This is a genomic window from Mycolicibacterium arenosum, assembly GCF_024320865.1.
In the GTDB taxonomy this organism is placed as follows: domain Bacteria; phylum Actinomycetota; class Actinomycetes; order Mycobacteriales; family Mycobacteriaceae; genus Mycobacterium; species Mycobacterium arenosum.
Window position 1 is genome coordinate 329888 of record NZ_JANDBD010000007.1, and the last position, 14879, is coordinate 344766.

Below are 14879 nucleotides of genomic sequence, written 5' to 3' on the forward strand. Positions count from 1 at the left end.
ACATGAGGATTCATTCTGCGGCCTGGGGCTAACCTCGGCCATGTGACGCGAGTGCTGGTGGCCGACGACGACAACGTCGTGCGCGACATGCTGCGCCGCTATCTGGAACGCGATGGGCACGACGTGTCGACCGCCCGGGACGGCAACGAGGCGCTGCAACTGCTCGACTCCGAGCGCATCGACCTCGCGATTCTGGACGTGATGATGCCCGGCCCCGACGGCCTGGAGATCTGCCGCACGCTGCGCGAACGCAGCGGGTTTCGCGTCCTGGTGATCCTGCTGACGGCGCTCACCGAGGAAGCCGACCGGATCGCCGGTCTGGAAGTCGGCGCCGACGACTACGTGACCAAGCCGTTCAGCCCACGCGAGCTCACCCTGCGCGTGCGGTCGGTGCTGCGTCGCGGCCCGACCACGAGCACCGACGCGTCGACGGCGACCGTCACGTCGGGCGGCCTGGTGGTGTCGGCCGCCGCCCGCTCGGTGACCGTCAACGGGAGGCCGGTAAGCCTGACCAACCGGGAGTTCGACCTGCTGCTGTTCCTGGTGACCCACGCCGATGTGGTGTTCAGCCGGGAGGAGCTGTTGAAACGGGTGTGGCAGTGGGATTTCGGTGACCTGTCGACGGTGACCGTGCATGTGAAGCGGCTGCGATCCAAGCTCGGCGACCAGCACCGCGTGCAGACGGTATGGGGGCGCGGCTACATGTGGAGCGGCGGCCCCGATGCGCCTGGCTGAATTCGCCGAACTCGTCGGCCTGGCGCTGGCGTGCTCGGTCCCCGTCGTCCTCCTGGGCGCCGTCGTGATCCGCTTCGCGCGGTCGTGGTCCTTGGCGGTCAGCATGGTCGTGCTGGTTCTCATCCCGACCCTGGCGACGTTCACCGGGGTGCTCGGCGCCAGCGGGTTCATGGCCACGCTCCGCTTCGAACGGATCGTGGTGGTGCTCGTCATCGTCTCGATCGTGACCATCCCGGCTGCGGTCATGCTGGCCCGATATCAGGCCCGGCGGACGGTGTGGGAGCAGGAGATCCGCGAGTCGGAGCAGGCCGCCGAGCAGTCTCGCAGGCAACTCGTCGCGTTCGTCAGCCACGATCTGCGCACGCCGCTGGCCGGGATCCGCGCGGTGGCGGAGGCCATCGCCGACGGGGTGCTGTCCAACGACGAGGTGAGCAAGCACGCCAAGCACATCGAGCACGAGACCGTTCGCCTCTCCGAGATGGTCGACGACCTTTTCGAGATGTCGAAGATCAACGCGGGCGCCGTCCAACCGGCCTACGACAAGGTGGCGCTGGACGAGGTCGTCGACGACGTCATGGCCGCGCACCGGATCGCCGCCGAACGGGCCGGCGTCGTGTTGCGCACCGAGTTGCCCGAGCGACCGGTGCGGGTCATCGGCAGCGATCGCGCGCTGGTGCGGGTGCTGTCCAACCTCGTCGCCAACGCGATCGCGCACACGCCGGAGGGCGGCACCGTCGCACTCGCCGTCGGCGCCGACGACCGGGGCGCCTGGGCACGGGTCGACGACACCGGCGTGGGGATCGACGAGGCCGACCTGGCGCGCGTCTTCGACGTCGCCTACCGCGGATCGAACGGCCGGGTGCCGCGCGATGACGCCTCGCTGCCCAGCGGGTCGGGGCTGGGCCTGGCGATCGCCGCGGGTCTGGTCGCAGCCCACCACGGCTCGCTGGCCGCCTACAACCGCGATACCGGGGCGCGCTTCGAGGTGCGCCTGCCCTTGGCCGGCGAGGAGTAGCGTCCGGTCAGTCCGGGATGGATTCGCCGAGGCGTTGCGCCGCGGCCAGGTAGTCCTCGATGAACTCGAGCACCACGTCGCGGGCGGGTTTCACCTTGTTCATCATCCCGACGCCCTGCCCCACGAAGTAGGTCGCCAGTTTCTGGGCGCCCTCGTGGCCCTGCTCGGCGAGCGTGTCGATGCGGCGCAGCACCGGCTCGCTAAGCATCGACTGCAGTGGCAGGGGCAGCGGCTTCTGCCCCTTCTCGTTGGGCAGCCACGCGTCGGTCCAGTCCGAAACCAGTTGGCGCGACGGCTTTCCCGTCCGGCCCGCCGAACGCACGGTGTCCCGCGAGGTGGCCGCGAGGAACTTCTGCACGGTGTGCGGCGCGGTCTCGGCCTCCTCCGTCGTCAGCCACACCGATCCCGTCCACGCGCCCGCGGCGCCCATCGCGACCATCGCCGCCATCTGCCTGCCCTTGACGATGCCGCCCGCCGCGAGCACCGGGATGTCGCTGCCGATCGCCTCCAGCGCCTCCAGTACCTCGGGGATCAGCACCAGCGTGCTCACCTCGCCGCAGTGCCCGCCCGCCTCGGTGCCCTGCGCGACGATGAGGTCGACGCCCGCCGCGGCCTGCTTGAGCGCGTGCTCCCGCGCGCCGACCAGCGCCGCGACCGGCACCCCGTTGGCGCGGCCCGCCTCGATCATGTAATCGGGCGGCACGCCCAGCGCGTTGGCGATCAGCTTGATGGGATGGCTCATCGCCACGTCCAGCAGCTCGTGGCCGGTGTCGCCCGAGAGCATGGTGCCGCCGAGCCGCGGCGTGGCCTCCGGCTCGATCCCGTGCTCGGTCAACAGGTTCGCGACGAAGTCCTTGTGGCCGTCCGGGATTCGCGCGGCGAGGTCGCCCTTGGCGAGCGCCTCACCCTTGCCCTCGAACTTGGCGGGCACGATGATGTCGGCGCCGTACGGCTTGCCGTTGACGTGATCGTCGATCCACGCCAGTTCCCGGTCGAGCTGCTCGGGCGTGTACGCCGTCGCGCCCAGCACGCCGAATCCGCCGGCGTTCGTCACCGCAGCCACCACGTCGCGGCAGTGGCTGAACGCGAACAGCGGAAAGTCGATGCCGAATTGTTGACAGATGTCGAGTTTCACAGTGCCAGTATGCCGTCGCTCCGCTCGCCCCGACGTCCGGTAAAGCTCACGCACGCAGCGGCGCGAACGCGAACTCCCTCAGCCCGTCGTCGGGACTGATCGCGGCCCGGAAACCGAGCACCTCGGCAGCGCGCGCGGGATCCGCCACGATGTGCCGGACGTCGCCGCTGCGGTACTCCCCCGTCACCTCGGGTGTCGACCCGTCGCGGGCTCGCGTCAGTGCCGTCGCCACATCCAGGATCGAAACCGGTTGTCCCGAGCACACGTTGAAGGCCGCGAAACCTCCGAGCTCGGCCTCGACCGCCGCCGCGTTGGCCGCCGCGATGTCGTCGACGTGGATGAAGTCGCGCATCTGGCCGCCGTCCTCGAACACCCGCGGCACGCCGCCCCGCTCGAGGACGGACCGGAAGATCGCCGCGACCCCGGCGTACGGGGTGTCGCGCGGCATGTTCGGCCCGTACACGTTGTGATAGCGCAGGGCCGTCACGCTGCCGCCCGTCGCCTCGGCCCAGGCCAGCGCGTAGTGCTCCTGCGCGGTCTTGCTCGCGGCGTACAGGCTGCGCGGCCGCAGCGGCGCATCCTCGCCGACGAGCCGCCACCCGAGTTGCTCGCCGCCCACCGGGCAGCGGTGCTCGAACACCCCGGCATCGAGGTCCTGCCTGGTACGCGGGAGTGGGTCGACGTCGCCGTGCTCGTCGCACGCGAACCGGCCCTGGCCGTAGACGACCATGGACGACGCCAGCACCAGGCGCTGCACGCCCGCTGCGAACATCTCCGCGAGCAGCACCGTGGTGCCGTAGTCGTTGTGGCTGCCGTAGGCCGGGGCGTCGGAGGCGTCGACGCCCGCGCCGACCATCGCGGCCTGATGACACACCACGTCGACGCCCTCGAGCGCGGCGGCGACACCGACGGCGTCGCGGACGTCGAGCGCGTCGACCCCGTCGGGTGGCTGCGAGGTGCCGTGTGCGGCCGCCAGCATGACGTCGACGCCGACGACGTCGTGACCGGCGGCGGTGAGGGTCGCGCAGACCCGCGAGCCGATGAAGCCCGCCGCGCCGGTGACGAGAACCCTCACGGCAACTCGATCGGAAGGGTCATCCCCTCGTGCGGCTGGCAGTGCGTACAGGTCCGCTCCACGTCCACCGCGGTGATCGCGTCGTGTACCAGCTGCTTGAACGGCACCAGGTTCCGCTCGAACTCGGCGAACACGTCAACGGCTTTGACGCCGCCGCCGGTCTCGATGCCCGCATCCAGGTCGGTGACCAATGCGATTGCCGCATAACACATCTCAAGCTCACGGGCTAGCACCGCCTCGGGGTACCCCGTCATGTTGACCAGCGTGAAGCCCTGGTTCGCGAACCACTTGCTCTCCGCGCGCGTCGAGAACCGCGGCCCCTGGATCACGACCATGGCGCCCCCGTCGACGACGCCGGGCCGACCCGTCACCGCCGCCCGCAGCGACGGGCAGTAGGGGTCGGCGAAGTCGACGTGGATGCCGCCGGAGTCGAAGTAGGTGTCCTCGCGCGAGCGGGTGCGGTCGACCAGTTGGTCCGGCACCACCATCGCGCCCGGCCCGTGGTCCGGGGTCAGGCTGCCGACGGCGCAGGGCCCGAACACGCGACGCACGCCGAGCGCGCGCAGCGCCCACATGTTGGCGCGGTACGGGACGGTGTGCGGCGAGAACTCGTGGCTGACGCCGTGGCGCGGCAGGAACGCCACCTCGTGGTCCCCGACGACGCCGATGGTGATCGGCGCACTGGGGGCGCCGTAGGGGGTGTCGGGGGTGACGCTGCGCGCGTCGTCTCCGAAGAACGAGTAGAAGCCGCTACCTCCGATTACTCCGATCATCGTCCCCATTGTGGTGCATGCCCCGCCGGCGACGCGTGACGGGCGGGTGACGAGGCGGCCGATTTCACGACGTGGACCTAGGACGGCTGACAGGCTCGTCCGGAGCCCACTGCCCGCTACCGCGACCGGTCGCAACCCGAAAGGCCACCCTGCTCGCCACCTCGTCAACGTCGCGCATCGTCGCGCTCGTCATCGCCGTCGGCGGGTTGCTGACCGCGTGCCTGCTGCCGTTCGCACCCGTGTTCGCGCAGTCGGCCACCGTGACGTGGCCGGCCGCAACCGGACCGGCCGCGCCGACGTCGGCACTGTTGGTCCCCTACCGCCCCGCGACGCTCACCGCGGAACTGCGGTGTCCGGCGTTGCGGTGGAACGGCGCCCCGTCGACGGTGCTGGCCACCGGCGCACCCGGCGAGGGCCTGACGGTGCGCACCACCGCGACCGGCATCCGCATCGACTCCGACGACGCGCGGATCGACGTCCCGGTGGCCCGCAACGCACCGGACTGTGCGGTGACCGTCGCCGCCGACGCGACGGGGATGTCGGTGTCGGGAGCGGGTGAGCCGGTCGTTTTGGACGGACAGCCCGTACCGCGGGTGTTCGCCTTCCTCACCGATCTGAGTCCCGTTGCGGCTAAGGGAATCTCGGTTACAGCACAGACCCGGTCGCCGTTCGCGACGAGTCCGACCATGACGAAGTCGGTTCTGATCGCCGTTCAATTGCTCTGTGCGGCAGCCTCCTTGGTCGCACTCGGGTGGGGATCGCGCTGGCGGCGCTCCGTGCGGCGGGCTCGCCTGCGGCCGCGCCGCGTGTGGTGGATCGACGCCGGTGTCGTCGTCCTCCTGGGCGGGTGGGCTGTCGTCGGCCCGCTGGCGGTGGACGACGGGTGGGCGACGACGATCGCGCGGACCGTCGCCGATACCGGGTCGCCCGGCAACTTCTACCGGTGGTGGAACGCCTCGGAAGTGCCGTTCGCGTTGAGTCAGGAGGTGCTGTCGCACTTCACCGCGGTGAGCCTGGCGCCGCTGTGGCTGCGGCTTCCCAGCACGCTGCTAGGCATCGCGACGTGGTTGGTGCTGTCCAGGGGGATCCTGGCCGCGGCCCTGCCGGTACGCGGCCGAGCGGTCGGAGTGCGCCTGCTCGCGGCGGTGTTCTTCCTCGCTGCGTGGTTGCCGTTCAACCTCGGGACGCGACCGGAATCCTATGTGGCAGCCGGTGTTGCGACGGTGCTCGCGTTGATGTGGCGGTCCCGCTCGGCCTTCGGCATCGGGCTCGCGGCACTGACCGCGGCGCTGACGGTCGCCGTGTCGCCGACCGCCGTCCTGCTCGCCGGTCCCGTGGTCGTCATGGCACCGCGGGCGCTCGCCGTCGCGCGCCGCGGTGCGCGCGACCGTCTGGACCTCGCACTGCGATTCGCGGCCATCGCGTGCCTGGCCGCGACGGTCCTCACGGTGGTGTTCTGCGATCAGACCTGGGACGCACTGCGCACGGCCACGGGGTGGCACACGTTCTTCGGCCCGACGCTGCCGTGGTCGTCCGAACCGGACCGCTATCACTATCTGCTGGGCCGGGACCAACAGGGCAGCTTCGCCAAGCGCGCACCCGTGCTGATCGCCGCGGTCATGGTGCCCGCCGTCGTCGCGTTCGCCCGGCGGCGTAGGCGACTCGACACCGCGGCACTGCGTCTCGCGGCGATGGTCGTGATCAGCCTGGCCGCACTGGCCGCCGTCCCGTCGAAATGGTCCTATCACCTCGGCGCGACCGCAGCGCTGCTCGCGGCGTTCTCGACCGTGGCGGTGGTGCTGGTCTCGGAGCGGGTGCGCGCACCGGGTGGGTACGGAGTCGTCGCCGGGGTGCTCACGGCCGCGCTGAGCGCCGTCGCCGCCGCCGTCGCGTTCACGGGGCCGAACGCATGGTGGTTGTCGGCGGCCTACGACGTGCCGTGGTCGGAGGGTCCGGTCCAACCCCTCGGACTGCCGTTGACCAACCCGCTGCTGTGGTTCGCGGTGGCGGCGATCGCGGCTCTCGCGGTGGCGCGACGACACCCCGGCGTCGTCGTCCGCATCTCCCCGGCTCCGGTCGCGGTCGTCGCGGCCACCACGTCGGTGCTGCTGCTCGTCGGCTCCTTCGTCGCGGCCCCGCTGCGGCGGCCCGAGGGGTCCCTGGCGTTGGCCAACCTGAACCGGTTGCACGATGCGCGGGACTGCGGGTTGGCCGACGACATCCAGGTACTCCCCGACGGCCCGCCCCTCGCGCCGTCCGACGACGACGACCTCACCGAGGGATTCGGCACCGGATCGGGGTTCTACCCAGGCGCACCGCCACCGGATCCGCCGGGAACGGGCGCGTCGGCGTTCGTGTGGGGCAGCCGGGTCGCGAGCCCGGAGACCGCCGGGCGGCTCGTCAGCCGCTGGTTCGCGTTGCCGCCGCAGCGACCCGGCACCGGGGTGGCGGTGTCGGTATCGGGGCGCCTCGGCGAGGGCAACGCGCTGGTCCTCGAGTACGGCCGCGACACTGCACGAGGCGTCGTGCCGGTGGGCGAGGTCGCGCCCGTCGATCGAGTGGCGGTCGACGAGGATCCCGACCATCCGCTGTGGCGCACGGTCGGTGTGGACGCGGAGTCGGCACCCGCTTCCGCCGACCGGGTGCGCATCCGCGCGGTCGACGGCCGGACCGACGACCTGGGCTGGCTCGCCGTCACCGGTCCGCGGTCGAGGTCGATCGTGGGTCTCGGCGACTTCCTCGCCACTCGGGGACCGGTTCTCGTCGCGTGGCCGCAGTCGTTCCTCTTCCCGTGCGTCACCGACATCCCCGTCGTCTCCACCGGCTTGGCAGAGACCCCCGACACCGTGATCGAGTCGCCGCGGCCGTTCTTCACCGAGGACCGGGACCCGACCATCGGCGGCTCCTTCGCGGGGGTGGCCGAACTCGGCGAACTGCAGGAGGTGGCGACCCGGTTGGTCGGACACCCCGAGATCGACTGGGGCTCCGTGCGGGTGTGGTCGGCGACGGTGGGCCGCGACCGCTACGACGTCACGATCGAGCGCGACGTCGTCGCGGGCGCGGGCGGCACACCCGCCCAGCCACCCGAACGGCCGTGACGCGACGCGTGCGACGATGACGCCCATGGCCACCGTCGCGCAGTGGATCGAAGGCGCACGTCCGCGCACGCTGCCGAACGCCGTCGCCCCGGTGCTCGCGGGCACCGGGGCCGCTGCGTACCTCGACGGTGCGGTGTGGTGGAAAGCGCTGCTGGCCTTGGTCGTCGCGCTGGCGCTGATCGTCGGCGTGAACTACGCCAACGACTACTCCGACGGCATCCGCGGGACCGACGACGTGCGGGCCGGGCCGCTGCGACTCGTCGGGTCCCGCGTGGCATCCCCGAAGGCGGTGTTGACGGCGGCGCTCATCAGTCTCGGGGTCGGCGCCGCGGCGGGCCTGGCACTGGCGCTGGTGAGCCAACCGTGGCTGGTCGCGGTCGGCGCTGCGTGCATCGCGGGCGCCTGGCTGTACACCGGCGGGGCGAAGCCGTACGGCTACAGCGGGCTCGGCGAGGTCGCGGTGTTCGTGTTCTTCGGCCTGGTCGCGGTGCTCGGTACCCAGTACACCCAGGCGTTGCGCGTCGACTGGGTGGGCGCGGCGCTGGCCGTGGCGACCGGTGCGCTGTCGTCGGCGGTGCTGGTGGCCAACAACCTTCGCGACATACCGACCGACAAGGAGTCGGGCAAGATCACCCTCGCGGTGCGGTTGGGCGATAAGAGGACGCGGCTGCTGTATCAGGTGTTGATCGCGGTGGCCTTCGTGCTGACGCTGGTGCTGGCGGTCGCGACGCCGTGGTGCCTGGCCGGACTAATGGCGCTGCCGCTCGCGGTGCGCGCCGCGGGCCCAGTGCGCAGGGGACTCGGCGGCAAGGACCTGATTCCGGTGCTGCGCGACACCGGCCTGACGATGCTGGTGTGGTCGGTCGCGGTGACGCTGGCGCTGATCTTCGGCTCCTAGTTCCGCGCGAACGTTGGTTACCGCCACGGTCCCGCGCGGTTTCGCGTGTCGGTAACCAACGTTCGGCGGAGGTAAGCGGCCTACCCTGAACCCATGTCCGAGAACGAAGCCGAACAGGCCGCCCGACTGGCAGGTGGCAACACCGCGGCGCTGATGCCGCAGGAGCGCACCATCGACGAGGAGCGCCTGCACCGCAAGCAGCGGCTCGCCGCGTCATTCCGGCTGTTCAGCAAGTTCGGCTTCGACGAGGGCGTGGCCGGCCACATCACCGCTCGCGACCCGGAGCTGACCGACCACTTCTGGGTCAATCCGTTCGGCATGCACTTCGGGCACATCCGGGTCAGCGACCTGCTGCTGGTCCGGCACGACGGCACCATCGTCGAGGGCGACCGGCCGCTGAATCAGGCCGCCTTCGCGATCCACTCGCAGGTGCACGCGGCGCGTCCCGACGTCATCGGCGCCGCCCACTCGCACTCGGTGTACGGCAAGACCTGGTCGACGCTCGGTCGGCTGCTCGATCCGATCACCCAGGACGCGTGTGCGTTCTACGACGACCACGCCCTGTTCGACCAGTACTCGGGGGTGGTGCTCGACCTCGAGGAGGGCAAGCGCATCGCCCACGAACTCGGCGGCCGCAAGGCGGCGATCCTGCGCAACCACGGCCTGCTCACCGTCGGGCACTCCGTCGAGGAGGCGGCCTGGTGGTTCATCACCATGGAGCGGTCGTGCCAGGCGCAGCTGATGGCCGAGGCCGTCGGCAAGCCGATCCTCATCGACCCCGACATGGCCAAGCTGACGTCCGGTCAGGTCGGTACGCACTTCGCCGGGTGGTTCAGCTTCCAGCCGCTGTACGACCGCATCACCCGCGAGCAGCCCGACCTCTTCGAGTGATCTCGGCGCGGCTTCGGGTCACCAACGACCGGTTAGCGCGCCGAAATCACCGAGAGGAGGTGGTCGAGGTCGTCGTCGGTGTTGTAGACGTGGAAGCCGACCCGCACCGCGCCCGCCCGCACCGAGGCCCGGATGCCCGCGGCCGCCAACCTGTCCGCGGCGCCGCTGATGGGAAGCGACACGATCGCCGAATCCGCTTGCGGTAGCGACAGTTCAGCGCACAGCCGATTCGCCAGCCCGACGCAGTGCGCCTCGACCTCGGCGGCGTCCAGCCCGGCCAACCACGGCAGCGTCACGCCGGCACCCAGCGCGCCGAACCACGCAGGCGAGGTGTCGAAGCGTCGCGCGTCGACGGCCAGGCGCAGCGGCAGCCCGTAGATCGTCGACCACGGATCCTCGCCGCCGTACCAGTTCGCGGCGTGTGGCACCATCGCCCCGGAGATGCGGGGGCTCAACGACATCCACGCCGTACCCCGCGGCGCCAGCAGCCATTTGTAAACCGCCGCGACGGTCACGTCCGCCCAACCCAGATCGAGCTTCTTCCAGCCGACGGCCTGCGTTGCGTCCAGCACCGTCACCGTGTCCGTGCCCGCCACCGCGTCGCGTAGCGCGTCGACGTCGAGCACTGCGCCGTTGGACGACTGCACGACGCTGGCGACGACACCGTCGTAATCGGTCGCCGACGTCACCAACTCGTCAGGACTCAGCTCGACCACCGTGACCCCGCGGGCGGCCTGCGCTGCGAACGGGAACGTCGTGCTGGTGAACTCGCCCGTCAGCGTCGCGAACCGGGCGCCGTCGGGCACCGCCGCGGCCACCAGACCGAGCAGCGCCGACACGCTGCCGCCCATCGCCACCGACTCGGCTGAGGTGCCGATCAGCGCGGCGTACGCCTCGCGGCCACGGCGCACCGGCTCGTCGAACGACGGCGCGTGCATGGTGCCCGCCTGCCACTCGGCCAGGCTGGCCGTCAACGCCTCGGACAGGAACGACGGGGGCAGGCCGTACGTCGCCGAGTTGAGAAACCCTGGGGCTCCGGGGAATTCGGCGCCGAACGCCGAACGCACTCCGGTCACCGCTCAGTGGGCTCGTCGCCGCGCAGCCGCGCCTGCAACTGCGCGCGGTCGGTCCGCCTGCGCTCGTCGTACGCCGCGATGCTCGCCGTCGCGCGATGCCGCAGCGGCGCGAACACCACGATGCCCAGCGGGAACGCCAGCACGATGGCGAACAGGACCGCCACCGTGATCGGGAAGTCCGGGCTCAGGAGATGCCCCACGACGTAGACCACCGCCGCGAGGGCCGCCGCCAGCAGCAGCCGGGCCACCAGGTAGGCGAGCACGTCCCGTACCAGCGTCGAGGCCTGTCCAGCAGCCGGTTCGGGCGACGCGTCGGCGTTGTCGTCGGCTTCAGTCACGGCCCGAGCCTACCGACGGCGCGTATGCTCGGAGCAAGGAGGTTTTCGTGCAGTATCTGCTCCTCGTCCTCATCTTGGCGGGATTGGCCTACGCGGTCTGGCGGTTGACGCGGACCGTGGGCACCCGTCCGCAGACCCGGATGATCGGCCCCGACGACGATCCCGACTTCCTCCGCCGCATCGGAAACCCCGACACCGACCCGCGCTAGCGCGTCGCGGGGAACCCGGTCGCGACGACGGCCGCCAACTCCAGCAGCGCGTCGCGCGTCGGCGTCTTCAACCGGTCCAGGCTGATCTCGGCGCCCTCCTCGAGGTGCGGATCGAACGGCACGTGCAGCACCGCCCGGCACCGTCGCGCGAAGTGATCGTCGACCTTCTTCAAGTCGACCTTGCCCGACCGCGGCCGCACCGCGTTGACGACCGCGACCGACGTCCGCACCAGATCCCGGTGACCGTGCGCGTCCAGCCAGTCGAGCGTCGCCGAGGCGCTGCGCGCACCGTCGACCGACCCCGAGCTGACGATCACCAGTAGGTCCGCCTTCTTGAGCACCGCCGACATCGCGGAGTGCAGCATGCCCGTCCCGCAGTCGGTCAGCACCAGGCTGTAGAACCGTTCGAGCACCTCGAGGGTGCGCCGATAGTCCTCCGAGCTGTACGCCTCGGACACCGCCGGATCACTCTCGGAGGCAAGCACTTCCAGGCGGCTGGGACCCTGGGACGTGTAGTGCCGGACGTCGCTGTAACTCGCGATGCCCTCGGCGTCGCGCAGCAGGTGCCGAACGGTGGCGGGGGTTTCGAGCGGCACCTTCTGGCTCAGCGTCCCGCGATCCGGGTTGGCGTCGACGGCGATGACCCGGTCACCGCGCAACGACGCCAGCGTCGCACCGACCGTCGCGGTGATCGTCGTCTTGCCGACGCCGCCCTTGAGCGACAGCACCGCGATGCGGTAGCAGCCCCGCAGCGGCCGGTTCACCTGCGCCGTCAGGGTGTCGCGCCGCGCGGCCTTCGCCCCGTCGCCGAGGTTCACCAGCGTGCCCGACGACAGGTACACCAGCCGCCGCCAGCCCTTCGTCGGCTTGCGCTTCGGCTGCCCGAGCAGCGCCACCGTGGACAGGTCCAGGTACGGCTGCTCGAGGACCGCGATCGGGCCGGTCGTATCCGGGTTCACCACGGGGATGCCGTGCGGCGGCGTCGGCGCGGTCCACTCCGGGGGTATCGACTGCGCGGGATCGCTGAACCGCTGCTGCGATCGGAACGAGGACGGTCCCTCAGCTGCCGGAGGGCGCACCAACCTCAGCCCACCCCTGCATAGGAGTGCAGGCCGACGGTCACCAGGTTGATGAAGAACAGGTTGAAGACCATCGCGACGAAGCCCACGACGTTGATCCACGCAGCCTTCTTGTCGCGCCACCCCGCGGTCGAGCGGGCGTGCAGGTAGGCGGCGTAGACGACCCACGCGATGAAGGACACCGTCTCCTTCGGATCCCAGCCCCAGTAGCGGCCCCACGCCTCCTCGGCCCAGATCGCGCCGAAGATGACGCCGAAGCCGAAGATCGGGAACGCGAAGATCGTGGTGCGGTAGGCGATGCGGTCCAGGGTCTGCGCGTCGGGCAGCCGCTGAATCACGCGGGCCACCACACCGTCCCCCTCGGCCGACCCGAACTTCGACATCTTCAGCAGGAACAGCAGGCTCGCGACGCCGGCGACCAGGAACACCCCCGAACCGAGGCTGACGACCGACACGTGGATCGGCAGCCAGTACGACTGCAGCGCGGGCATCACCGGCGCGGCGTGCGTGTACAGCCACTTCCCCGACACCGTCAGCAGGATCAGCACCGGCGTGAGCACGAACACCCACAACGCCCGGTACTGCGGCTTGCGCAACACGATCGCCGCCGCGACGAGGCCGCAGAAACTCGTCAGGTTGATGAACTCGTACATGTTGCCCCACGGAACCCGTGAGGTGGCCAGACCGCGCAGCACGATGGACACCAACAGCGTCGCGATGCCGACGTAGACCATCGCCAGCCCGGCGCCGCCGACCCGCTCGTCGAACGACCGCGGCGCGTCCACCACCAGACCCGGCCTGCCGTCGCCGGCGGCCACGCCCGCGCTGACGGTCTCGCGGCTCTCGACGCGGCGGCTGCGGGAGTACGCGAGTTCGACCGCGAGCAGCAGCAGCGCGCCGACGAGCACCACGACGGACGTCGTGAACGCCCAGTCCGAGTAACTCGCGAGGCTCAGATCAATGTTCGGGTTCATCTAGCCCTTCTCTCCCGCGTGATCGGCATCCAGGAGCCGCGCGGTCAGCCGTTCGAACTCGTCGCCCCACCCCGAGTTGTCGGTGCGGGCGAGGCCACCCAGTTCGACGCTCACGGTACCCGCCGCCGCGGGGCTGACACGAACCCAAACGCGCCGTCTGCGCACCACCAACGACACCAGCAGCCCGCCCATCATCGTCAGCGACCAGATGAGCACCCACACCTGCGCCGGGTCGTGCGACACCTGCAGGTTGACGAACGGCACGGCGCCGTCGAACGTCACCGTCGTCCCGTCCGCCAGCCGCGTCGACTCCCCCGCCGCCAGGTTGACCCTGACCTCCTTGGTCAGCCGGCCTTGGCCGATGAGCCGCTCGTCGAGCGCGAAGATCGACTGCGGCCGCCCGGAGTCGAGGCCGGCGTCGCCCCGGTAGATGTCGACGGCGACCGCCGGGTCGTTGAGCGCGGGGAAGCTGGACGACAGCAGCGTGCCGTCGAGTTGCTTCGTCGGGGCGAACAGACCGACGATCGCGAGCTGGTTCTTCCGCCGCTGCGCCTCGTCGGGATAGGTGCCGCCCGGCGGGTCGATCCGCACGACGCCCGACGACAGCAGCGTCTCCAGCACCTCGGGTTGGAACTGCACGGTCTGCGTCCGGATCTTCCCATCGGGGAACCTGACGGTGAACGTCGGCGCGTAACCGTGGCCCTGCAGATAGATCCGGTCACCGCCGAGGCGCAGCGGGTGGTTGACCCGCAGCAGGTAGTCGCGCCACGTGTTCGTCACCAGGTCCTCGCCGGACTGGTACTGGATGTTCGCGGCGAACGACAGCGCCTGCCCGGACGGCAGGTAGTCCGCGCTGAAGTCGTCGACCTTCACACAGATCGGATTGAGCGACGTGCCGTCCACGGTGTTGCCGGCCCGGAACGAGTCGAACGCCGCAGGCGACGCCGAGCAGAACCCCGGCCCGCCGTCGGCGACGACGATGACGTTGCCCTCGTACCCGAAGAGCTTGCCGACGGCGATGGCGACGAGCAGTCCGAGCAGCGAGAAGTGGAAGACGATGTTGCCGAACTCGCGCAGATAGCCCTTCTCGGCCGAGATCTCGTAGCTGGATGTCGCCGCCGGGGCGGCTCCGGCGGTGTCGCCGTTCAGCCGCGTGACCGTGCGCCAGCCCTTCAGCCGGCCGGTGACCTGCTCGGCGAATTGCGCTGCGTCACCCGCGCATTCGGCCTCGTGGTGCTTGGGCAGCCGGGACAGGTTGCGGGGAGCCGGAACCGGCGTCGCACGCATGCTGCGGACGTGCTCGAGCAGGCGAGGCGTCAGGCAGCCCACCAGCGAGATGAACAGCAGGATGTAGATCGCGGTGAACCAGAAGCTGGCGAACACGTCGAAGGCCTGCAGGCGGTCGAGCCACGGGCCGAGCACCGGGTGTTCGGCGAGGTACTGGTCGACCTTCGACTCGTTCAGACTGCGTTGCGGCAGCAGGGCTCCGGGGATCGCGGCGAGCGCCAGCAGGAAGAGCAGCACCAGCGCCGTCCCCATCGACGTCAGCGTGCGCCAGGTGTTGCGCGCGTATGCGATGAGCT

At 70.6% G+C, this 14879-nt stretch carries 14 protein-coding genes; 6 read left to right on the forward strand and 8 right to left on the reverse strand.

Annotated features, from left to right (window positions below; all coding sequences use genetic code 11):
* Positions 1 to 42: 42 nt before the first annotated feature.
* Together NM203_RS18770 and NM203_RS18775 are read left to right on the forward strand one after the other, a co-directional pair.
* The gene (locus NM203_RS18770) at positions 43 to 735 is read left to right on the forward strand and encodes a response regulator transcription factor (protein WP_255061598.1); all 693 of its coding nucleotides are present in this window, start codon (positions 43 to 45) and stop codon (positions 733 to 735) included.
* A complete protein-coding gene (locus NM203_RS18775) occupies positions 722 to 1750 on the forward strand; it encodes a sensor histidine kinase (protein WP_255061599.1) in 1029 nt (342 codons plus the stop codon). The genes NM203_RS18770 and NM203_RS18775 overlap by 14 nt, the downstream gene beginning before the upstream one ends.
* 7 nt (positions 1751 to 1757) lie before the next feature.
* Here the strand turns inward: NM203_RS18775 and NM203_RS18780 are convergent, their stop codons facing one another.
* From NM203_RS18780 to NM203_RS18790, 3 genes are read right to left on the reverse strand one after another with little or no spacing between them, the layout of a single operon-like run.
* Positions 1758 to 2885 carry a nitronate monooxygenase gene (locus NM203_RS18780; RefSeq protein ID WP_255061601.1) on the reverse strand — a complete coding sequence of 376 codons (1128 nt, stop codon included), beginning with the start codon at positions 2883 to 2885 and terminating at the stop codon, positions 1758 to 1760.
* 46 nt (positions 2886 to 2931) lie between these two features.
* A complete protein-coding gene (locus NM203_RS18785) occupies positions 2932 to 3960 on the reverse strand; it encodes an NAD-dependent epimerase/dehydratase family protein (RefSeq protein WP_255061602.1) in 1029 nt (342 codons plus the stop codon).
* On the reverse strand, positions 3957 to 4733 hold the full coding sequence (locus tag NM203_RS18790; protein ID WP_255061604.1) for an S-methyl-5'-thioadenosine phosphorylase: 777 nt from the start codon (positions 4731 to 4733) through the stop codon (positions 3957 to 3959). Before NM203_RS18790 ends, NM203_RS18785 begins: the two co-directional genes overlap by 4 nt.
* A 71-nt stretch (positions 4734 to 4804) precedes the next feature.
* On the opposite strand from NM203_RS18790, the gene NM203_RS18795 reads away from it, so the two are divergent.
* From NM203_RS18795 to NM203_RS18805, 3 genes are all read left to right on the forward strand, one after another.
* The gene (locus tag NM203_RS18795; protein ID WP_255061605.1) at positions 4805 to 7831 is read left to right on the forward strand and encodes an arabinosyltransferase domain-containing protein; all 3027 of its coding nucleotides are present in this window, start codon (positions 4805 to 4807) and stop codon (positions 7829 to 7831) included.
* A gap of 25 nt (positions 7832 to 7856) precedes the next feature.
* Positions 7857 to 8729: a 1,4-dihydroxy-2-naphthoate polyprenyltransferase gene (locus NM203_RS18800; protein WP_255061606.1), complete on the forward strand. Its 873-nt coding sequence runs from the start codon at positions 7857 to 7859 to the stop codon at positions 8727 to 8729.
* A 93-nt stretch (positions 8730 to 8822) separates the two neighbouring features.
* Positions 8823 to 9620 carry a class II aldolase/adducin family protein gene (locus NM203_RS18805; protein WP_255061608.1) on the forward strand — a complete coding sequence of 266 codons (798 nt, stop codon included), beginning with the start codon at positions 8823 to 8825 and terminating at the stop codon, positions 9618 to 9620.
* A 32-nt stretch (positions 9621 to 9652) separates the two neighbouring features.
* On the opposite strand, the gene NM203_RS18810 is transcribed toward NM203_RS18805, so the two are convergent.
* Both NM203_RS18810 and NM203_RS18815 read right to left on the reverse strand, forming a co-directional pair.
* Positions 9653 to 10687 (reverse strand): aminotransferase class V-fold PLP-dependent enzyme, encoded by a 1035-nt coding sequence (locus NM203_RS18810; RefSeq protein ID WP_255061732.1) that lies wholly within the window; start codon positions 10685 to 10687, stop codon positions 9653 to 9655.
* Between the two features lie 5 nt (positions 10688 to 10692).
* Positions 10693 to 10971, reverse strand: coding sequence for a DUF4229 domain-containing protein (locus tag NM203_RS18815; RefSeq protein WP_255061733.1), 279 nt, complete (start codon positions 10969 to 10971; stop codon positions 10693 to 10695).
* Positions 10972 to 11081: 110 nt separating this feature from the next.
* On the opposite strand from NM203_RS18815, the gene NM203_RS18820 reads away from it, so the two are divergent.
* On the forward strand, positions 11082 to 11243 hold the full coding sequence (locus NM203_RS18820; protein ID WP_255061610.1) for a hypothetical protein: 162 nt from the start codon (positions 11082 to 11084) through the stop codon (positions 11241 to 11243).
* Here the strand turns inward: NM203_RS18820 and NM203_RS18825 are convergent.
* Genes NM203_RS18825 through resB form a run of 3 tightly spaced genes read right to left on the reverse strand, consistent with a single transcriptional unit; the run spans position 11240 to position 14835 of the window.
* Complete coding sequence (locus tag NM203_RS18825) at positions 11240 to 12331, reverse strand: MinD/ParA family ATP-binding protein (protein WP_408633376.1); 1092 nt, start codon at positions 12329 to 12331, stop codon at positions 11240 to 11242. The genes NM203_RS18820 and NM203_RS18825 overlap by 4 nt on opposite strands.
* Complete coding sequence (gene ccsB, locus NM203_RS18830; RefSeq protein ID WP_255061613.1) at positions 12328 to 13296, reverse strand: c-type cytochrome biogenesis protein CcsB; 969 nt, start codon at positions 13294 to 13296, stop codon at positions 12328 to 12330. Before ccsB ends, NM203_RS18825 begins: the two co-directional genes overlap by 4 nt.
* On the reverse strand, positions 13297 to 14835 hold the full coding sequence (resB, locus tag NM203_RS18835; RefSeq protein ID WP_255061734.1) for a cytochrome c biogenesis protein ResB: 1539 nt from the start codon (positions 14833 to 14835) through the stop codon (positions 13297 to 13299).
* Positions 14836 to 14879 lie beyond the last annotated feature (44 nt).